Genomic DNA, 20,202 nt, shown 5'->3' on the forward strand with positions numbered 1-20,202 from the left:
GCCATGACAACACGCATTGCCAACGTCTCAATGGCGGAAAAAGTCGCCCTGATCGACGAGTTGTGCGCTAAAGCGCGCATTCTGCCGGTGATTACCATTGCGCGTAAGCAGGACATTTTGCCGTTGGCCGATGCGCTGGCGGCCGGTGGCCTGACCGCTCTGGAAGTCACCTTACGTTCGGAGTTTGGCCTAGATGCTATCCGTGTATTGCGTGATCAACGTCCTGAGCTGGTCACTGGCGCAGGCACTATTTTGGATCGCTCTATGTTGGCGGCTGCCGAAGCTGCCGGCTCGCAATTTATCGTCACGCCGGGCATTACCCGCGACCTGCTTGAAGCCAGTGTCGGCAGCGACATCCCACTGTTGCCGGGCATCAGCAACGCTTCCGGGATCATGGAAGGCTATGGTCTGGGCTATCGACGTTTCAAACTGTTCCCGGCTGAAGTCAGTGGTGGCGTTGCAGCGATCAAAGCGCTGGGCGGACCCTTTGGCGAAGTGAAGTTCTGCCCAACGGGTGGCGTGGGGCCAGCCAATATCCGCAACTATATGGCGCTGAAAAACGTGATGTGCGTAGGCGGTAGCTGGATGCTCGACAGTGAGTGGATCAAAAACGGTGATTGGTCGCGTATCCAAGAGTGCACAGCTGAGGCGCTGGCATTGCTGGGTTGATCAGCGAGTAACAAATTTGTTGTGTGTTCTACGGTTTTTGGTGCGCTTGGTCGGCGCACCTTTTTTTTGCCTGGCCTTTGATAGCGCGTATGTCAAAAACAAGCTGGATCGATATCAAAAGATCGCAGCCTGCGGCAGCTCCTACGGGGTATTCCGAGGTTGGCTTTTAGAGCTGGAATATAAATAAGTCACCTGTAGGAGCTGCCGAGGTACGAAGGCTGCGATCTTTTAAGATCAAAAGATCGCAGCCTTCGGCAGCTCCTACACGGTCATTTTGTGGTGTTAATGGCGAGGTTTGGGTTTCCCATGTTTAGCCCGCAATGGGTCGAGCAGATCTGAGAGTCCGTTATGGTCAATCTCTTGCATCAGCGCCAACAAACCCCCGAGTTCGCCGTTTGGGAAGCCTTCACGTGCAAACCAGTTCAGGTATTGGCCGGGCAGGTCGGCAATGATTCGGCCTTTGTATTTGCCGAATGGCATTTCTCGGGTGACCAGCAGTTCGAGTTTCTCGGGGTTCATTCAGTGGCCTTGGGTGTCTACGGCAGTAATATGAAAAATACAGGCATTTTGCATGCAGGCCAAATGACAGTTCATGCAAAAAAACCGGATGCGGATTTTTGTGTATTTGTTAACTAATTGTTTTTAAAGGATTTATTTATTATTAAAAGCTGGCACGAGGACTGCAATCATTAATGCACGATCCTCAACTCAGCAAGGAATTGAAAAATGACTGACCTCAACAAAGAAGCCATCTCTGTTCTGAACGATCTGATCGAAACCAGCAAAGATGGTCAGGAAGGCTTCAAGACTTGCGCCGAAGATATCAAGAACCCAGAGCTTAAAGCGCTATTTGTAAAGCGCTCCGCTGACTGCGGCACCGCTGCCACAGAACTGCAGGCCGAAGTGCGTAAGTTGGGTGGCGATCCAGAGACCAGCACCAGCGTCTCGGGCGATCTGCACCGCCGCTGGGTCGACGTGAAGTCGATCTTTACCGGTAAAGATGAAGAGGCGGTGCTCAACGAAGCTGAGCGCGGTGAAGATCATGCGCTGAAGGCATACAAAGAGGCGCTGGAAAAAATCTCCAAGCACAACTTGGTAGGCATTCGCGACGTGGTTGAACGTCAGTACCTGAACGTGCAGCGTAACCACGACCAAGTTAAGGCTCTGCGTAATCAAGCTCGTGACCGTGCTTAAACGCTCTAGAGTTAAAAAAACGCCGGCTAGCCGGCGTTTTTTTATGGGTTAGCCAATGCTAATCGCAGGTAACGCTGTGAGGGTCACGGTTTGCTGCTTACGCGGCGCAATGATCTCGGCTTCGCCATCAACCACGATTTCTTCGCGTTGGTTGAACACGCGGGTTGCAATACGCACGCGAAACTTAGGCAGCTTTTCCAGAATTTCAAGACGCACGGTGAGGGTGTCACCTATTTTTACCGGCTTCTGAAAGCTCATTTGTTGACCGACATAAATAGTGCCCGGCCCAGGCAGTTCGCAGGCCACGGCCGCGCTGATCAGTGCACCGCTGAACATGCCGTGGGCAATACGCTCTTTGAACATAGTGGCGGCTGCAAACTCAGGATCAAGATGCACCGGGTTATGGTCGCCAGACATGGCCGCAAAAAGCTGAATATCACGCTCTTCGACGTTTTTACTGTAGCTGGCAGTCTGGCCGACTTCGAGATCTTCGTACGGGGTGTTGGTAACCTGGGTCATCTAGCACGTGTCCTGTGACGGGTGATTGGTTTAAGGTTTTGATTTTAAAGTCTTTTCTAAAGTCTGTGGCGCGCTTATTCACTCCGCGGCGGGCGTGAGTAGCCTAGTGCCAGATTCAGCCATGCGATCACATCAGAGGTCACATCGTCACGGTTGGTTTCATTAAAGAGCTCATGTCGGGCGTTTGGGTAAAGGTTGAGTTGCAACTGTTCAAGCCCTGCCTTGCGTAACGCAGCGCTCAGATCGACCAAACGCTTGCCTTCACTGACCGGGTCACGGGCGCCGCCAATGATCAGTACGGGCAGGGAAGCGTCAATTTGCACGAGATTGGACGCTTTGCTGATTTGCTGCAAGCCACCCAGCAAATCGACCCATAACTGGTTGGTGCAACGAAAACCACACAAAGGATCGTTGGCGTAGGCATCGACCTCGATGGGATCGCGACTCAGCCAGTCAAAGTGCGTGCGACTGGGTTTGAACGCTTTATTAAATGAACCGAAAGACAGCCATTCAATCAGCGCACTGCGACCTTTAGGCCCCTGACGCCAACGCTCGAGGCAGGCGATCAGGCTCGCGCTGCGGTACAACGCAACCGCCTGAAAATTCGATCCGCTGAGAATGGCACCCTTAACGCTGGCGCTGTGATCCAGTAAATACGCTTGGGCGATGTAACTGCCCATGCTGTGACCTAATACAAAAATGGGCGTGTCAGGATGCGTCTGGTTGATGTGCCGATGAAGGCACGCCACATCGCTGACCACGGCACTCCACCCTTGGGCGTCGGCGTAATGCCCCAACGTTCCCTGTTGTGCGCTCTGGCCATGGCCGCGCTGGTCGTGGGCGTACAACCCACAGCCGGCTTCGCTCAAGGCGTGGCCTAAACGTGCGTATCGACCGCTATGCTCCGCCATGCCATGCACCAACAAGATGATGGCCTTAGGTTTAACCTCGGGTAGCCACTGATTAGCGAAAAGACGCGTGCGGTCATTCGTCTCCAGCCAAAAGGTTTCATGGAGCATGGCAGTTCCTTTGCATAAGGGCGTAGCCATGTATAGCGCATAAGCCGCATCAAAGGCGAAAACACGGTAATAAGATTCAAGATGTAAATGGCGGAGATCGACTTATTTGCCTACTACTTGATTACTGTTAACGTCCAGCACGCTGTGCTTTTACTGCATCACGGGTGCAGACAGACATGCTCAGGTAAGAGGATAAAAATAATGCAACCAGACTTCTGGAATGACAAACGTCCCGCAGGCGTTCCGCTGGACATTGATATGACGGCTTTTACGTCGGTAGTGGATGTCTTTGAGCGCTCCTGCAAAAAATTTGCAGACCGGCCTGCCTTCAGTAACTTGGGCATCACCCTTACCTATGCGCAGCTTGATCGCTACAGCGCAGCGTTTGCCGGCTACCTGCAACAGCACACCACGCTGGTGCCCGGTGATCGTGTCGCTGTTCAAATGCCCAACGTCCTGCAATACCCCATTGCGGTATTCGGCGCGTTACGTGCCGGGTTAGTAGTGGTCAACACCAACCCGTTATATACCTCCCGTGAAATGCGCCATCAGTTCAAGAGTGCGGGCATACGCGCGCTGGTGTTCCTCAACATGTTTGGTCAGCGTGTGCAGGAGGTGGTCGCAGACACCGAAATCGACTATTTGATTGAAGCCAAAATGGGCGACCTGATGCCCACGCTCAAAGGTTGGGTGACCAATCTTGTGGTCGACAAGGTTAAAAAGCTCGTACCGTCTTACCACCTGCCGCAGGCCATCCCCTTCAAAACGGTCCTTGAGCAGGGTGCGGGGCATACCCTTCAACCGCAGCAAGTTCGGCTGGATGACATCGCTGTACTGCAATACACCGGCGGCACTACAGGCTTGCCGAAAGGCGCGATGCTTACTCACGGCAATTTGGTCGCTAACATGCAGCAGATTCGTGGCTGTTTGTCCCAGCATGCCGAAGACGGTTTGCCGTTGCTTAAGGAAGGTCAGGAGATCATGGTGGCGCCGTTGCCGCTCTACCATATCTATGCTTTTACCGCGAACTGCATGTGCATGATGGTGACCGGTAATCACAACATCTTGATCACCAATCCGCGAGACATTAAAGGCTTCATCAAAGAGCTGAAAAATTGGCGTTTCAGCGCTTTCTTAGGGCTGAACACTTTGTTTGTGGCGCTGATGGATCACCCAGACTTCAAGACCTTGGATTTTTCCTCCCTCAAGCTCACTAATTCGGGCGGCACGGCGCTGGTCAAGGCCACAGCTGAGCGTTGGGAAAAACTCACTGGTTGCCGCATCGTCGAAGGCTACGGCTTAACCGAAACCTCACCGGTGGCCAGTGCCAACCCTTACGGCGGTCATGCAAGGCTGGGTACGGTGGGCATGCCGGTGCCGGGGACCCTCATGAAAGTCATCAACGATGACGGGGCTGAGTTAGGGCTTGGGGAACGCGGCGAGCTGTGCGTCAAAGGCCCGCAAGTGATGAAGGGCTACTGGAAAAACCCCGAGGCCACCGCCGAAGTACTGGATGCCGAGGGCTGGTTCAAAACCGGTGATATTGCGGTCATTGACCCTGATGGCTTTGTGCGCATCGTTGACCGTAAAAAAGACCTGATTATCGTCTCTGGCTTTAATGTGTACCCCAATGAAATCGAAGACATTGTGATGGCACATCCCAAAGTTGCTAACTGTGCGGTGATTGGTGTACCCGACGAGCGGACAGGTGAAGCCGTCAAATTGTTCGTCGTGCCACGCGCAGGCGGTGTGAGTGTTGAAGAGCTCAAGGCGTACTGCAAAGACAACTTCACCGGCTACAAAGTGCCCAAGCAGATTGTGGTGCGCGACTCATTGCCCATGACGCCGGTTGGCAAGATCCTGCGCCGAGAATTACGAGATACCGCCTGATTTGTTCAGGTAGGCGACAAACGCCCGTTTGCTTTCGGCTGACGGGCTTTTTTATTGCGTCCTGAAATAACAGGGTAGAGCGCTCTAATCGTCGGCAACGGCCCTGTAACCCCTTGTTTAAAGGGCTCGTGACTGGAATAGTGCTTGAGCTCTAATGGTGACTTAGGATTGTAGGACAGTCAGAAATGTGACGCTAGCACCCTTTTTTGGCTCTAGGCGACCTTTGGCAAAGCTGCTACTCTCGGCGCGCTTTGTGACTTCTCGGTAAGTAAAAAGCCAGAATTTCCAGTACAAAATCAAACAAATAATAACCGCACAAATGCGGTGAAGAATTCGCGACGCTGAGGAGTGGGCTTCCATGATTGAAGACTTTTGGAAGGATAAGTACCCAGCTGGGATTGCTGCAGAAATCAATCCTGACGAATACCCAAATATTCAGGCGGTATTGCGCCAATCTTGCCAACGTTTCGCCGATAAGCCAGCCTTCACCAACCTCGGCAAAACCATCACTTACGGTGAGCTTTACGAGCTGTCGGGTGCCTTTGCCGCCTGGCTGCAACAGCACACCGACCTGCAACCCGGCGATCGCATCGCTGTGCAACTGCCCAACGTGTTGCAATACCCGGTCGCTGTGTTCGGAGCCATCCGCGCCGGCTTGATCGTGGTTAACACCAACCCGCTGTACACCGCGCGGGAAATGGAACACCAGTTCAACGACTCAGGCGCCAAGGCACTGGTCTGCCTCGCTAACATGGCGCACCTAGCCGAAAAGGTCTTACCTAAAACCTCAATCAAGCACGTGATCGTCACTGAAGTGGCCGACATGCTGCCGCCCTTCAAACGGGTATTGATCAACAGCGTTATTAAGTACGTTAAAAAAATGGTCCCGGCGTATCACTTGCCTAAAGCCGTTAAGTTCAACGATGTACTGAGCAAAGGCCAAGGCCTGTCAGTCAACGAAGCCAACCCGCTCAGCACTGATGTTGCGGTTCTTCAGTACACCGGCGGTACCACCGGGGTGGCCAAAGGGGCGATGCTGACTCATCGCAACTTGATCGCTAACATGTTGCAGTGCAAGGCGCTGATGGCCTCCAACCTCAATGAAGGTTGTGAAATTCTGATTACGCCATTGCCGCTGTATCACATCTACGCATTTACCTTTCATTGCATGGCCATGATGTTGTTGGGCAACCACAACGTATTGATCAGTAACCCTCGTGATCTGCCTGCAATGGTCAAGGAACTGTCGAAGTGGAAGTTCACCGGTTTTGTTGGGCTCAATACCTTATTTATCGCGCTGTGCAACAGTGAGACATTCCGCAAACTGGACTTCTCGTCACTTAAAGTCACCTTGTCAGGTGGCATGGCGTTGCAGTTGTCAGTGGCCGAGCGCTGGAAGACCGTCACCGGTTGCCCGATTTGCGAAGGTTACGGCATGACTGAAACCAGCCCTGTCGCGTCGGTAAACCCGATCCAGAGTATTCAGATTGGCACCATCGGGATTCCGATGCCTTCGACCCTGTGCAAAGTGATCAACGACGCGGGCGAAGAGTTACCGCTGGGTGAAATTGGCGAGCTGTGTATCAAAGGCCCGCAGGTCATGAAGGGCTACTGGGAACGCACTGACGCGACGGCTGAAATCCTTGATGGCGATGGTTGGTTGAAATCTGGCGATATTGCGTTGATCCAGCCTGACGGCTATATGCGCATTGTGGATCGCAAAAAAGACATGATTCTGGTGTCTGGTTTCAATGTGTATCCAAACGAGCTAGAAGACGTCATGGCTTCGCTGCCAGGTGTCTTACAGTCAGCTGCTATTGGTGTGCCAGATGATAAAACCGGTGAGCTGATCAAAGTTTTTATTGTGGTCAAGCCGGGCATGACTCTCACTAAAGAGCAGGTAATGGCACACATGCGGGCTAACCTTACGGCTTACAAAGCGCCAAAAGCTATCGAGTTCCGTGAGAGCTTGCCGACGACCAACGTAGGCAAAATTTTGCGCCGCGAATTACGTGACGAAGAACTGAGAAAGATGGGCCTTAAAAAGTAAGGTCGCTCTGATACGACAAAGCCCCGCATTGCGGGGCTTTGTCGTTTGCATAGCGTGCTAAGCGTAGGAGCTGCCAAAGGCTGCGATCTTTAAAGGATCAAAAGAACGCGAGCAATCGGGAGTCGACCGGCAGCTCCTCCAACGCGTATTTATTTCTGCAAGAACTGCGCAAAATTCACTCCGGTGCCAGCGGGGCGTACGTCTTGCAAGTAAGAGTCTTTGTCTGCGCTCAGCTCAAGGCTCATGGTGGGCGTACGCTTGTGCGTCGCGCGGACCACCATCCCTTCACGCTTTTCGCGTAAAAATGCGGTAGTGACCTTCAGGTGCAGCAACTCGTCGGTGCTTGGCGTATGCAGAAGCAAGTGCACCCATTCGTATTGGCCAATTGCCAGACGAACCAGAGGAATATCGAACCACCAAATATTTTTATTGGTGTTCAATGTGGCGAGATGGCAGTTGTTGACGCCCAACACCGCGCCGCCAAGTTCTTGGTTTCTGCGGGCGATAGCCTGCTTTTTATCGAGTTTCATAACCTTCCTACAATTGCGGATCTTCAGCGCCATGGCCTGAATACGTTGCGCATTCTCAGGGGTTAGCGGGTAAACATAAAGCTCAACCTTTGCCTAGCGACGAAATGAACCAAGAAAATAAATGAAACTCTGCGCGAGGTCCTCAGGTCAATGTTATGTCGAGAATGACATCCGAACTTTCATCAGGAGAAATCCCATGAGCAGCACTGGCGATAAGATCAAAGGCATGGCGAACGAAGCAGTAGGTAATGTCAAGCAAGCGGTGGGTAAAGCGACCGACAATGACAAGCTGGAAGCAGAAGGCAAAGCCCAAGAGCTGAAGGGCGAAGGGCAGCAGACTGTCGGAAAGGCTAAAGATGCAGTGAAGAAAACCGTCGATAAAGCGTGATTGGGTTCTTCGTCATCTCTTAAAGCGGCCATCCTAAAGGTGGCCGTTTTTTATAGGTTTGGCGGTTAAGTGTTTCCGAAGTCGCCAATTGAACTATTTTTGAGGTAAAACCCTGTGCTTGGATCCTCGCAGAGGATGGGTTGGGCTCAATTTTTAAACGGCGAAAGGAGACGCTATGTTTTTTCCGGTCTTGAACGGCCTGCCGTTAGGCAAAGTATTGGTGCGTACGGTCAAAGAATTCGTCGACGATGAAATGTCGACGTATGCCTCAGCATTGGCCTACCAAATGCTCTTCTCGTTATTTCCGTTCATCCTGTTTTTGATCGCCCTCATCGGCTTTTTACATTTGCCCGACTTTTTCAGCTGGTTGCGTTTGCAGACCGAACTGGTGCTGCCGCCGCAAGCGTTGGAGCAAGTCAACCCGGTGATTGATCAGTTGCAGCAATCTAAAGGCGGATTGGTATCTTTTGGTATTGTCGTCGCGCTATGGACAGCTTCCGCTGGTGTGCGTTTGATGATGAGTGCCATGAATGCGGCGTATGACGTGGTTGAAGCTCGACCGATTTGGAAGCGTTTTCCGTTATCAATTTTTTACACCATTGGCATCGCCGGAATGCTTCTAGCTGCCGCTGCGCTGATGGTGCTTGGGCCGCAAGTGATGGGTTGGCTCGCCGGGCAGGTGGGGCTTGAGACGTTTGTAGTGACCCTATGGACCATTTTGCGCTGGCCGGTGATTATCTTGCTGATGATGGTGGCCGTGGCGGTTATTTACTACGTGATGCCAGACGTTGAGCAGAAGTTTCGTTTTATTACCCCAGGCTCGGTATTGGCTGTGGTGGTCTGGATTGCGGCCTCGTTGGGTTTTGCTTTTTATGTCAAAACGTTTGCTGATTACAACGCCATGTATGGCAGCATCGGCGCAATTATTGTGCTCTTGTTGTACTTCTATATTTCGTCAGCCGTACTGCTGTTGGGCGCTGAAATGAACGCTGTGATCGAGCACATGTCAGCTGAAGGCAAGGACCCAGGCGATAAAACATTTGATGAAAACGACGACCAGCCGAATGTGTCTGGTCTGGGGCGCGACCATTCCCTTAAATCCACTTCAGATGAAGCCTGACTATGATTCGTGAAATTTTGAAAATGGGTGATGAGCGTCTGCTGCGGGTGGCTCAGCCAGTGCCTCCCGAAATGTTTGACACGCCAGAACTCTGGCAACTAATCGACGATATGTTACAGACCATGGAACACGCCGGTGGAGTAGGGCTGGCGGCCCCGCAAATTGGCGTTGATTTGCAACTGGTGATCTTTGGCTTCGAGCACAGTGAGCGTTACCCGGATGCTGAGCCGGTGCCGCAGACCATTCTGATTAATCCGCTGATCACGCCGTTGACTCCCGCGGTTGAAGAAGATTGGGAAGGGTGCTTGTCAGTACCAGGCTTGCGCGGTGTTGTAGAGCGTTTTGAGAAGATCCGCTACGAAGGTTTTGACCCCAAAGGTGAGCCGATCGTACGCATCGCAGACAGTTTTCATGCGCGAGTCGTGCAGCACGAATGTGATCACCTGATCGGTCGGCTGTATCCATCGCGTATCAAGGACTTCAACAAGTTCGGTTTTATCGAGGTTTTATTCCCGGAGCTGGCGCCTAGCATTCAAGAGTAGGGTTAAGGCCCATCGCTATCATCGCTTTATTGCGTTGATAGCGAGCCAGACGCTCCTGCAATGCGTAGGGCAAGTCGGTGTCCGCGCTGAAGCCTAAACGTTGATAAAACCCTTGCAGTTCAGGGGCACAAAACAACCACACCGGCCCCGCGCAAGGTGATAACGCAGCCTCCAGCAGTGCCCCCGCAACACCTTGTCCGCGCAACTGCGGTGCGACAAATAATCCAGTCAGCCAATAGCCGCCAGCCATTGGTCGCAAGCACAACCCTGCGATGATTTCCTCTTGACGTGCGACCCACAGTTGCGCGTCTTTGCTCGCCTTCATCGACGAATGGTGGGTGCGATAAAACTTGTTCATGAGTGGCCACAATGGCGCTTCGAGTGGGGCGTAAGCAATATCAGTCATGAAGTCCACAGGCTCTGAAAACAAGCGCGCAGTATAGACAGGGTTGGCGTTGTTCACTTGCGCTGTACTTTCTGATTTCTCGCCCTACGTGCGTTTCGTCGCTCCTTGATAGCAAATGGCTTGCACCCTTCTGTTGCTCGCCTATGCTTAAAAAGTTAAGGGGCTAAACGTCCAGCCATTTGCCCCCTGAATATGCGTAATTGAAATAACCAGCGCTAACCGCGCAGACGTTTTGTTGTGCCTCTAAAACCAAAAATCATTACAAGACAGCACCGTCAGGGGGTGGGTCATGTTTAATTCGCACCGCAAAGCCGATCTGCTGGAAAATAAGCGCTTAAGTTGTTCTTTAGATGAGATGAAAGCCAAATTAATCGCCATCAATCGCACGATGGCAATTATCGAGTTCACGCCTGATGGGATCATTGTTGAAGCCAACGACAACTTTTGCCGCACGATGGGTTATGCCATTGAGGAGATTCGCGGCAAGCATCACCGCATTTTTTGCGAACAGACTTATCAGCGTAGCCCTGAGTACGCTCAATTCTGGAAAAGCTTGGCCGAGGGTGTGCCTCTGAGTGGAACATTTGCCCGCCTCGATAAAGCGGGACGCGAGAGCTGGCTGGAAGCCAGCTACATGCCGATTGTAGATGCCAGCCATCACGTGACCAGCGTGATAAAAGTGGCTGCCGACATCACCGATAGGGTGAATAAAGAGCACGAGAATCAAAGCATCGTGAATGCCTTGAGTCGCTCTATGGCGATGATCGAGTTTTCCCCTGATGGCCGAGTTCTCAATGCCAACCAGAACTTTCTCAACACGTTGCATTATTCGTTGCCTGAAATTGTAGGCCAGCATCACAGCATGTTTTGTCGCCGCAGTGAGGCTGAGTCGGCCGGCTACAAAAATTTTTGGGCCTCGCTCAATCGCGGCGAATACCAGTCTAGGCGTTTTGAACGGGTCGACAAGCATGGGCATGCTGTGTTTTTAGAGGCTTCGTACAACCCCATTTTCGATGCCAAAGGACGACTGTATAAAGTGGTGAAGTTCGCCAGTGACATCACCGCTCAAATTAATAACCTACAAATAGCTGCTGAATCGGCCCACGCAACGTCAGTCCAAAACGATGCCTGCGCGCAAAAAGGCTCGCACGTTGTTCAGCAGACGGTGCAGACCATTGAAGCCATTTCCAAAGACCTCAACGAGGCCGCTGGCAGTATTGATGCAGTTAGCCAGCAATCTGACATCATCGGAAAAATCGTGCTGACGATTCGCGGTATCGCGGATCAAACTAACCTGCTGGCGTTGAATGCTGCGATTGAGGCCGCTAGGGCGGGCGAGCATGGCCGTGGTTTTGCGGTGGTGGCAGACGAGGTTAGGAGTCTGGCGGCGCGCACCAGTGCGGCGACGGTAGAAATCGTCGAAGTGGTACGCAAAAATCATGACTTATCGCGCAGCGCAGTCACTAGCATGCAGTCGAGTTTGAGCCGAACCGAGTTGGGTGTTTCGCTGGCCAGCAAGGCAGGACAGGCGATTGTAGAAATCCAACAAGGCTCAAGGCATGTGGTCGACGCCATCAGCCAGTTCAATTCGACGTTGCAAATCAGTTAGTTGTTTAGCAACGACCTGTGGCTTGTAGGGCAATCAGGTGCTTTCGCGCAGCATTAATTCAAAGCCCATGTCTTGCACTGGCTGTTGAACCTTATTCCCCGCCATTAAGGTGAGCATCTGTTCGGCGGCGCGACGGCCAATACTTTCTCGCGGCGTACGAATGCTGCTCAGGCGCGGCACCATAAATTCGGACGAGGGCAGGTCGTTGAAGCCCAAGATTGAGATCTGTTGCGGAATCTTGATCCCGATGCGGGCGGCCTCCAGTAAAGCGCCATGGGCGAGGTCGTCATTCCCAAAAAAGATCGCATCCACGTGGGGATGACTGGTGAGTAATTGTAAAAACAGCTCTGCGCCCAAGCCAACCGAAGAGGGGCGTGGGGTCAGGACTTCAAGGTCGGGGTTGTAGAGCCCCGCGTCCAGCAAGGTGCGACGGAAACCTTCGCCTCGCAATAGGGTGCGCTGATCCAGCTGTGCCCCGATGTAAGCAAGGTGTCGACGCCCGCGGGAGATTAAATGCTGGGCCGCTGTTTCGCCGGCTTTTAATTGCGAAAATCCGACGCAGTTCAGGCCAGCACCCGCATCCAACTCCATCATGTACACACAGGGCGTTTTACTCGCTTCGATCATGCGCCGCGAACTTTCAGTACGATCAAAGCCGGTCAATAACAGGCCGCGAGGTTGATACGCCATGTAGTTGCGCAACAGGTTTTCTTCTTCATCGCGGCAGTAATGATAGTTGCCGATCAATACCTCAAAGCCTTTGGGGCGCAACACGCTGTGAATGGCCTCCAGGGTGTCAATAAACAGCAGGTTGGACAGCGATGGCACCAACACAACCACCGAGTGACTTTGCGCCGACGCTAATGCGCGAGCAGCGGGGTTGACCACGTAGTTCAGTTCGTCGGCTGCCAAGCGTACTTTTTCGACCAGTTCGGTGGCCACGCTGCTGATACCACGTAAGGCGCGGGAGGCGGTAATCGGGCTGACGCCAGCCAGCCGAGCCACTTCATTAAGGGTCGGGCGTCCCGTGGTGCGGGGGTTTTTATCGTTTTTAGAGGAGGTCATCAGGGCGGCTTGCCAAACAAAAAACAAGTCACTAAGGTAGCGCTGTCCTTGTCTGTCGGCAATTGCCTAATTGCCTGTAGGATTATTCAATATCTTTGTATGTCGAGAGCGTCACGGCGTCTCCCCATAAAAATGAGAAATAGACGTCGGTAGCCTGGTTTAAGCACTTTGCTTTCAGCTTATGAAAGTTTTGGCTAAGACAGCGCTGTCTACGGACTGAGGTGTTACATGAACCAACCTATCACTGCCCTGGTGATCATGGGCGTTGCCGGCTGCGGCAAGTCCAGTGTGAGCCAAGCGTTGTGCCAGCTTAATGGTGCAATTGCGATTGAAGGCGATACGTTTCATCCTGCGGCCAACATTGCAAAAATGAGCGCGGGTATACCACTGACCGATGACGACCGCTCAGGCTGGCTCGACAGTTTGTGCGATGAGCTGCGCGCCGCTATTGCACGTGGCCAGCGTCCGGTTCTGACGTGTTCAGCGCTCAAACTGCGTTATCGCGAGCGTTTACGTGCAGCCGTTGATGGCTTGGGTTTCGTGTATCTAGAGCTGACCCCACGCGTCGCGGCTGACCGAGTTGCCCATCGTCCGGGGCACTTTATGCCTAAGACGCTCATCGACAGCCAATTCGATGCGCTTGAATCCCCAAGCTCCGAGCCTTTAGTGCTGACCTTGAATGCGGCAACCCAAAACATCAAGGAATTGGCGAGTGAGGCCAATCGTTGGTGGGATGAACGCAAAGAGGGGGCGGCCTCATGACTTGGTTGCACAAAGACAGCGCTGTCTGTTACGGCTCAGGCTGTTCATTTGTAGTTGATAATAAAAACAAGGCAGGAGACGCTCCATGCTAGGCATGTCCCAACATACCTTTCTGCTGGTTGATGCAGTGGTGACGATCATCGGGCTGATCGTGCTGATCACCCGGTTTAAGCTCCATCCTTTTATTGCCTTGATCATCGCTTCTATTTTTCTGGGGCTGACCTCCGGCATGCCCGCTAATCAGATCCTCAAGTCGTTCCAAGACGGTTTTGGTGGCGTATTGGGCTTTGTCGGGATCATTTTGGCGTTGGGCACCATGCTCGGCAAAATGATGGCTGACTCGGGGGGCGCCGATCAGATTGCGCGTACGTTGATCCGCGCCTTTGGCAAGGAGCGGGTGCAGTGGGCGATGATGTTTGCCGCATTCTTGGTCGGCATTCCGCTGTTTTTCGAAATCGGTTTTGTTTTGCTGATTCCACTGGTGTTTATTGTTGCTCGTCGTACCGGTGTGTCGCTGATCAAAATCGGCATTCCGTTGCTCGCCGGTTTGTCTGCGGTCCACGGTCTGGTTCCGCCGCACCCTGGCCCGTTGTTGGCAATCGGTGTGTTTGGGGCTGACATCGGTAAAACCATTTTGTACGGCCTGATTGTGGCGTTACCCACCGCGATTATTGCCGGTCCGATTTTCGGGACGTTCATCTCCAAGTACATTCCGGGCAATCCGTCACAGGAACTCGTCGATCAACTGGCCAGCGAGCCTGAGTCCAGCACCTTGCCGAGCTTTGGCATTACCTTGGTCACTGTGTTGTTGCCGGTGTTCTTGATGTTGCTCAAGACCTTCGCTGACGTAGTATTGCCGGATGGCAACTTCTTCCGCGGCTGGATGGACATGATTGGCCATCCGATCAGCGCGCTGTTGTTGGCGTTGCTGCTGTCGCTTTACACGTTTGGGGCGCGGCAGGGGATCGACTCCAAGCGCATCCTGAAATTGCTCGATGCAAGCTTGGCACCCACCGCCGCGATCATCCTAATCATTGGTGCGGGCGGCGGCTTCAAGCAAATGCTGGTGGCTAGTGGTGTGGGTGACGTGATCGGTCACATGGCGGTGCAGGCACAGATTTCGCCGATTTTGCTGGCATGGCTGGTGGCGGCGGTAATCCGTATCGCAACCGGTTCTGCAACCGTGGCGACTATTACCGGGGCGGGGATTGTGTTGCCGGTGGTAGACATGATTCCGGGCGTAAACCGTGAGTTACTGGTGTTGGCGACGGGCGCGGGCTCGTTGATTTTGTCTCACGTAAACGATGCGGGTTTCTGGTTGGTTAAGCAGTACTTCAACATGACCGTGGCCGAAACCTTCAAAACCTGGACCGCGATGGAAACCATTCTGTCGATCGTTGCGTTGATCTTCATCATGCTGCTGTCGTTGGTGGTTTAAGACCGCCTGTAGTCACTGCCGTAGGCTGCGATGGGTTGCTTAGCAACCCTCAAAAGCACAAGGTTCTTCGGCCCTTATCGCAGCCTGCGGCAGTACTACAGATTTTGGATTAACTAGCGCTCAAACCATCCGCCCGAAACATCGCGCGGATACCGCGCACGGCCTGACGGATACGATCCTGGTTTTCAATCAAGGCAAAGCGCACATGGTCGTCACCGTACTCGCCAAAACCTACACCCGGTGAGACACACACCTTGGCATCGGCCAGTAGTTTTTTAGCAAACTCCAGCGAGCCCATGTGGGCATAAGCCTGGGGGATTTTGGCCCAAACGTACATCGACGCTTTCGGGTTTTCGACCATCCAGCCCAGTTCGTGCAGACCTTTAACCAATATATTGCGGCGTTGACGGTACTGTTCGGCAATGTCTTTGACACACTGCTGATCGCCTTCAAGTGCAGCAATGGCGGCCACTTGCAGCGGGGTGAAAGTGCCGTAATCGTGGTAGCTCTTGATCCGCGCCAGTGCGCTGACCAACTCTGGGTTGCCGACCATAAAGCCGATTCGCCAACCCGCCATGTTGTAGCTTTTTGACAGGGTGAAAAACTCGACGGCGACATCTTTGGCGCCAGGAACCTGCATGATTGAAGGTGCTTTCCAGCCGTCATAGACGATGTCGGCATAGGCCAGATCGTGCACTACAAGCACGTCATATTGCTTGGCCAATGCGATCACACGCTCAAAGAAATCCAGCTCGACACATTGTGCTGTTGGGTTAGATGGAAAGCCCAAAATCATCATCTTGGGCTTGGGGATCGAGCCGCGAATGGCCTTTTCTAATTCGGCAAAAAAATCGACGCCTGGAATCAGCGGCACCGAGCGCACTTGAGCGCCGGCAATAACGGCGCCGTAGATATGAATAGGGTAACTAGGGTTGGGCACCAGAACGGTGTCGCCCTGATCAAGGGTGGCGAGCATCAAATGCGCCAAGCCCTCTTTGGAGCCAATGGTCACGATGGCTTCATGCTCTGGGTCGATCTCAACGTTGTAGCGATCGGCGTACCAACGAGAAATTGCTCTGCGCAGACGTGGGATTCCACGCGAAGTCGAGTAGCCGTGAGTGTCTTCACGTTGTGCGACGGTACAAAGCTTTTCAACGATATGCGGGGGTGTCGGGCCGTCAGGGTTGCCCATGCTGAAGTCGATAATGTCTTCGCCACGACGTCGGGCGGCCATCTTCAGTTCAGCTGTGATGTTGAACACATAAGGGGGGAGTCGATCTATGCGCGCAAAGCGGCGCGGCGAACCTTGGTCTGCCATGGTTACCTCTGGAACGTGAGCGCCCGGAACCGTCCGAGCGACGTCGACCACTGCGGTGGTCTGCGGCAAGACAATAAGGGCGATAATGGCCTTTTGTCTAGATGCCTCACCTAGGATTTTTTGCGAAGCAAGTTCGGTTAGCCTTTATTCTTCTACTTACCCATGAAATCGCCTCACGCTACTTGCAATGACTGACTACCCATCAAGCCGCGGGCTTAGCCTGCCAAGACGTCAGACGGAACGCTAGGCGCAATTCGCCACGGTAGGCCTCGCCACTCTTGTACCAACCTTGGCTTAAATAAAAAGCTAGCGCTGATCTGTTGTTAGGGCTGACAGACAGCATGACTGTGCGAATCTCGGGCCAATCTTGGTTAAGGGTGTGTACTAGCAGGCGCAGACAGATTTTACCCAGCCCTTGCCCTTGAACCCGTTTGTCGACCTGCAAGGCGTGCAGGGTTGCGCAGTCCGTGTCAGCCCAATGGCTCAAAAGTGGATAACGTTTGATGAGCATGAAAGCCACAGGCTGTTCGTTTTTCAACAACACCAAGCCTTTGATCCCCGGGTGGGGCTTGGCAGGCAGTGAGTACAAAGCACAGGCTATGTCGCCACTAAACGGTATTTGTTCTGGCAACACTTCAAGGTTGCGCAGTTGCACGCACTGTTCATCCTTCAGGTCTTCGTAAGTGCAAAGGCGGACGTGCATGCAAGCTAAGCCTCGATGGGGCTCAGAGAAAGCGGCATGGTAAAGGTGAAGGTTGTGCCCTGTTGCTCATCAGACAGTACGCTCAGGCTTCCATTGTGAGACAGGGCGATCTGGCTTGCGATGTACAAGCCTAGGCCAAGCCCTGCTTGCGGGGTTTCACTGGGGGGACGAGAGTAGGGTTGAAACAAGTTTTGCAGGGCTTCGGTTGCAATAGGCTTGCCCTGATTGGTCACGCTGAGCGAAAAAATCTTACCTTTTGTCAGGGCCACAACATGCACCGGCCCCGTCGCAGAACCGTGGGCAATCGCATTGGCGAGCAGGTTAGATAGCAGTTGAGCCAAGCGGCTGCTGTCGCAGAAAACAGCCCCCAATGGCCCGGTGACCGACTCGATTTGACGCTTGGGATGGATGTGCCGAACTTCTGAGATCACATGTTCGAGTACCTGTTCGAGATCTGCACATGCCCGCATCATGACCGGAATACCGTTGCCCAATCTTCCACGGGCGAAATCCAGCACGTCTTCGACCAGTTGCGAGGCACGCACGCCGCAGGTCTTGATGTGCATCACCAAATCATGAGTTTGCGGGTTTGGGTACTTGCTCAGCAAACGCTCGGCAGCCGTCGTCATGGCGAATAGTGGGTTGCGCAGGTCATGGCCCAACACCGCAATGAACTGTTCGCGCAGCTCAGCATTTTGGCGTTCTTGAGCCAGCTCTACTTCGGCCTTTTGCAAGTTTTCTTCAGATTCAATCTGCAGCGATAGCAAGCGCGAAAAGGATTCCATCGTGGCCTGTATAGCGCTGCTTTTGAGGTTGGCAGGCTCTGGATCAAGGGCACATAGCGTCCCGAAAAAGCCGCCGTCGGTGCGGTAAACCGGGATCGTAATGTAACTCTCGAACCGATACATCTTCGGTGTGCGGTGATGTTTGTACTGGGGGTCTTCGCTGGCTTTGTCGATGATAATAGGCAGGTTTGAATTCATGCTTTCAAAGCAAAAGGTCGTGACCAAGTCCAGTTCTTCACCGGGCTTCAAGCCAAAGCCCAGGTTGTCGAGCACGGCGCAGGCCGTCCAGCTTTGTTGGGACACACGAGCAACTGCAGCAAAGCGCATGCCGGTCATTTCTACAATGACCTGAAGGATTGCCGGGACTGAGCTGATCCGATTGATCGTAGCGACATCCGCAGCGGCGCTTGGCCTCATAGAAGGTTATCTCGGCATAAAGTATTAAAGGGTGATTCTAGCGAGTCGGCGTAGTTTGATACAAATTTCTCAGATAATTATATGCATTAGTTTTTGACCCGATGAAATGCATGATCATCGGCATGGACTGCTTCCATCAGACATTAAAAAGCCCCAGTCGTCAGACAAGTGTCCAACTTCTGGGGCGTGCTTTAGAAAGCGGGCTTTAAGTTCCGCTTAAGCGGTATTAAGTGTCTTGTTTATCTTGCAGAACTTCAGTAGTTTTTGCGTCCAGGTCTACATCCCACTTAACGCCTTGGGCATCGCGCAGTTCAACTTCATACACCAGCTTGCCGTAGGAGTGATCCAGCTCGGTGTCGTGGATGGTTGCGCCTGGGTGTTTAGCCAGAGCGGCTTGATTGAGTTTTTCAAAAGAAGCGATTTCGCCAGATTTCAGCAAACCAGGAATGTGGTCCGGGCGTACATCAGCTTGAGCCAAGCCAGCAGTCAGAGTCAGGGCGGTAGCGGCGAAGATTACGTTGAGTGCTTTCATGGTTAATCCCTCTTGGGTGAACTGTTTAAGTGGGATCAGATTAACCGCGGCAACTTAATTCACCCTTAATTTTCCCTTTTGTCTAAATTCAGGCGGGTGGAGTGGTATTTGCGCTATGAATGCACTGTGTGAACTAAGGTTTGATCAAGACCGCATCCGGGAGCATATCCGCAGCGCCAGTACTGATTTTATTACGCCCAGTGTTTTTAGCGATGTACAACGCCTTATCCGTTTCGTTGAGCCACATTGAGGCGTCCTCAAACGCCGGGTGGCATGAGGCCAAACCGATGCTCAGGCTTAAGCGCAGCTCAGGCTCGTCCGCGTATCTAAAGTCGCAGCACCTGCGGCGCAGACGCTCCATTATTTCCTGCGTTTGTGCCAGAGAGCGGTTGGGTAAAATGACGCAAAATTCATCGCCGCCATAGCGTCCAGCTAGGTCTTCTGCCCGTAGGTTTTCCTTAAGCTCATTGCTGAACTGGCGTAGCACGCTGTCACCCACAATGTGCCCATAGGTGTCATTGATGCGTTTGAAGTGGTCGATATCAATCAGCGCAAGCGTGGCGTCTGAGTGTGTTCGTCTGCAGGTTTGGAAGCTTAGTTGCAGTAGATCCTTCCACGAGCCGTGGTTGAGAAGGCCGGTCAGACTGTCAGTACGGCTGAGTGCACTTAAGGTTCGCTTGTGCGCTGCCAGCGCGCTCGTCATACGATAACTGATCATGCCCACGGCAAACGGGTAAAGAACCAGGATGGGCAGGCACGCATAGATTTGCAGTGTCGTGGTGTAAGGGTTGAAGGTGAACCCGAAAACCAGCAATGAAAGGGCTATCCCTGTGCATTGTGCCAAGGTCCCGCGCACTAGCATTTTGACGCCGCCAATCGCCACGTTGTTCATGGTCATCATCGACACAATAATGATGGCCGGAAGCGGGTTGAACTGGAGGGTAGCTGCCCAGAAACCTCCCAGCACAGAGTCGATAAGCACATTGCGCTGTTCGGTCCGATAGGGGTAATGCGCGCGCGAGGAGCGTTGGTAAGCCAAGTGCGGCCATACAAAACCCGAAGCCAAGTAGAACATCCACACCCAGGTAGGCATATCCAAAGGATAGAGAGCGGGCATCATGCAGATGCAGCCTATTCCTAAGCCAAAGGTTCGCGGCACATAAATGCGCCGGGAGAACGACAAGCCTCTGCCTCTTTGATTATCCATAGTCATCTACGCAAGGTGTTAAGACACGGAATGTCGGCA

General features: G+C 53.0%; 20 protein-coding genes and 2 pseudogenes. 11 read left to right on the plus strand and 11 right to left on the minus strand.

Going from position 1 to position 20,202, the window contains the following annotated elements; all coding sequences use genetic code 11:
• The first annotated feature begins 3 nt into the window (after positions 1–3).
• Positions 4–669: a bifunctional 4-hydroxy-2-oxoglutarate aldolase/2-dehydro-3-deoxy-phosphogluconate aldolase gene (locus AQS70_RS01035; RefSeq protein ID WP_055101095.1), complete on the plus strand. Its 666-nt coding sequence runs from the start codon at positions 4–6 to the stop codon at positions 667–669.
• A gap of 282 nt (positions 670–951) precedes the next feature.
• Here AQS70_RS01035 and AQS70_RS01040 read toward each other — a convergent pair whose 3' ends face one another.
• Positions 952–1,188, minus strand: coding sequence for a DUF3820 family protein (locus AQS70_RS01040; RefSeq protein WP_048379563.1), 237 nt, complete (start codon positions 1,186–1,188; stop codon positions 952–954).
• Positions 1,189–1,395: 207 nt separating this feature from the next.
• On the opposite strand from AQS70_RS01040, the gene AQS70_RS01045 reads away from it, so the two are divergent.
• On the plus strand, positions 1,396–1,863 hold the full coding sequence (locus tag AQS70_RS01045) for a ferritin-like domain-containing protein (protein ID WP_055101096.1): 468 nt from the start codon (positions 1,396–1,398) through the stop codon (positions 1,861–1,863).
• A gap of 48 nt (positions 1,864–1,911) precedes the next feature.
• Here the strand turns inward: AQS70_RS01045 and AQS70_RS01050 are convergent, their stop codons facing one another.
• Both AQS70_RS01050 and AQS70_RS01055 read right to left on the minus strand, forming a co-directional pair.
• Positions 1,912–2,382: a MaoC family dehydratase gene (locus tag AQS70_RS01050; RefSeq protein ID WP_055101097.1), complete on the minus strand. Its 471-nt coding sequence runs from the start codon at positions 2,380–2,382 to the stop codon at positions 1,912–1,914.
• Positions 2,383–2,456: 74 nt separating this feature from the next.
• A complete protein-coding gene (locus AQS70_RS01055) occupies positions 2,457–3,401 on the minus strand; it encodes an alpha/beta hydrolase (protein ID WP_055101098.1) in 945 nt (314 codons plus the stop codon).
• 201 nt (positions 3,402–3,602) lie between these two features.
• Between AQS70_RS01055 and fadD2 the strand changes: the two genes are divergently transcribed.
• Positions 3,603–5,291 carry a long-chain-fatty-acid--CoA ligase FadD2 gene (gene fadD2 / locus AQS70_RS01060; protein ID WP_055101099.1) on the plus strand — a complete coding sequence of 563 codons (1,689 nt, stop codon included), beginning with the start codon at positions 3,603–3,605 and terminating at the stop codon, positions 5,289–5,291.
• A gap of 358 nt (positions 5,292–5,649) precedes the next feature.
• The gene (gene fadD1 / locus AQS70_RS01065) at positions 5,650–7,341 is read left to right on the plus strand and encodes a long-chain-fatty-acid--CoA ligase FadD1 (protein WP_055101100.1); all 1,692 of its coding nucleotides are present in this window, start codon (positions 5,650–5,652) and stop codon (positions 7,339–7,341) included.
• A gap of 149 nt (positions 7,342–7,490) precedes the next feature.
• Here fadD1 and AQS70_RS01070 read toward each other — a convergent pair whose 3' ends face one another.
• Positions 7,491–7,871, minus strand: a complete 381-nt coding sequence (locus tag AQS70_RS01070) for a hypothetical protein (protein WP_055101101.1) — start codon at positions 7,869–7,871, stop codon at positions 7,491–7,493.
• A gap of 196 nt (positions 7,872–8,067) precedes the next feature.
• On the opposite strand from AQS70_RS01070, the gene AQS70_RS01075 reads away from it, so the two are divergent.
• From AQS70_RS01075 to def, 3 genes are all read left to right on the plus strand, one after another.
• Positions 8,068–8,259, plus strand: coding sequence for a CsbD family protein (locus AQS70_RS01075; protein ID WP_055101102.1), 192 nt, complete (start codon positions 8,068–8,070; stop codon positions 8,257–8,259).
• 175 nt (positions 8,260–8,434) lie between these two features.
• On the plus strand, positions 8,435–9,379 hold the full coding sequence (locus tag AQS70_RS01080) for a YihY/virulence factor BrkB family protein (protein ID WP_055101103.1): 945 nt from the start codon (positions 8,435–8,437) through the stop codon (positions 9,377–9,379).
• 2 nt (positions 9,380–9,381) lie between these two features.
• Positions 9,382–9,921 (plus strand): peptide deformylase, encoded by a 540-nt coding sequence (def, locus tag AQS70_RS01085; protein WP_055101104.1) that lies wholly within the window; start codon positions 9,382–9,384, stop codon positions 9,919–9,921.
• Here def and AQS70_RS01090 read toward each other — a convergent pair.
• Complete coding sequence (locus tag AQS70_RS01090) at positions 9,905–10,327, minus strand: GNAT family N-acetyltransferase (RefSeq protein WP_055101142.1); 423 nt, start codon at positions 10,325–10,327, stop codon at positions 9,905–9,907. The genes def and AQS70_RS01090 overlap by 17 nt on opposite strands.
• 388 nt (positions 10,328–10,715) lie before the next feature.
• On the opposite strand from AQS70_RS01090, the pseudogene AQS70_RS24250 reads away from it, so the two are divergent.
• Positions 10,716–11,384, plus strand: a pseudogene (locus tag AQS70_RS24250) (PAS domain-containing protein); the annotation flags it as partial.
• A 126-nt stretch (positions 11,385–11,510) separates the two neighbouring features.
• Positions 11,511–11,936, plus strand: a pseudogene (locus tag AQS70_RS24255) (methyl-accepting chemotaxis protein); the annotation flags it as partial.
• 33 nt (positions 11,937–11,969) lie between these two features.
• On the opposite strand, the gene gntR reads toward AQS70_RS24255, so the two are convergent.
• Entirely contained in the window at positions 11,970–13,001 is a 1,032-nt protein-coding gene (gene gntR, locus AQS70_RS01100) for an HTH-type transcriptional regulator GntR (protein ID WP_055101143.1), read from the minus strand.
• A gap of 228 nt (positions 13,002–13,229) precedes the next feature.
• Here gntR and AQS70_RS01105 point away from each other — a divergent pair, with 228 nt between their 5' ends.
• Positions 13,230–13,763 carry a gluconokinase gene (locus AQS70_RS01105; protein WP_055101106.1) on the plus strand — a complete coding sequence of 178 codons (534 nt, stop codon included), beginning with the start codon at positions 13,230–13,232 and terminating at the stop codon, positions 13,761–13,763.
• Between the two features lie 85 nt (positions 13,764–13,848).
• Positions 13,849–15,201 carry a GntP family permease gene (locus tag AQS70_RS01110; RefSeq protein ID WP_055101107.1) on the plus strand — a complete coding sequence of 451 codons (1,353 nt, stop codon included), beginning with the start codon at positions 13,849–13,851 and terminating at the stop codon, positions 15,199–15,201.
• Between the two features lie 109 nt (positions 15,202–15,310).
• Here the strand turns inward: AQS70_RS01110 and alaC are convergent, their stop codons facing one another.
• The 5 genes from alaC to AQS70_RS01135 form a co-directional block, all read right to left on the minus strand.
• Complete coding sequence (alaC, locus tag AQS70_RS01115) at positions 15,311–16,519, minus strand: alanine transaminase (RefSeq protein WP_055101108.1); 1,209 nt, start codon at positions 16,517–16,519, stop codon at positions 15,311–15,313.
• Between the two features lie 202 nt (positions 16,520–16,721).
• Positions 16,722–17,222 (minus strand): GNAT family N-acetyltransferase, encoded by a 501-nt coding sequence (locus AQS70_RS01120; protein ID WP_055101109.1) that lies wholly within the window; start codon positions 17,220–17,222, stop codon positions 16,722–16,724.
• A gap of 5 nt (positions 17,223–17,227) precedes the next feature.
• Positions 17,228–18,424, minus strand: a complete 1,197-nt coding sequence (locus tag AQS70_RS01125) for a GAF domain-containing sensor histidine kinase (RefSeq protein ID WP_055101110.1) — start codon at positions 18,422–18,424, stop codon at positions 17,228–17,230.
• A gap of 226 nt (positions 18,425–18,650) precedes the next feature.
• Positions 18,651–18,956, minus strand: coding sequence for a PepSY domain-containing protein (locus tag AQS70_RS01130; protein ID WP_055101111.1), 306 nt, complete (start codon positions 18,954–18,956; stop codon positions 18,651–18,653).
• 133 nt (positions 18,957–19,089) lie between these two features.
• On the minus strand, positions 19,090–20,163 hold the full coding sequence (locus AQS70_RS01135; RefSeq protein ID WP_055101112.1) for a diguanylate cyclase: 1,074 nt from the start codon (positions 20,161–20,163) through the stop codon (positions 19,090–19,092).
• Positions 20,164–20,202 lie beyond the last annotated feature (39 nt).

Source organism: Pseudomonas endophytica, assembly GCF_001411475.1.
Classification (GTDB): domain Bacteria; phylum Pseudomonadota; class Gammaproteobacteria; order Pseudomonadales; family Pseudomonadaceae; genus Aquipseudomonas; species Aquipseudomonas endophytica.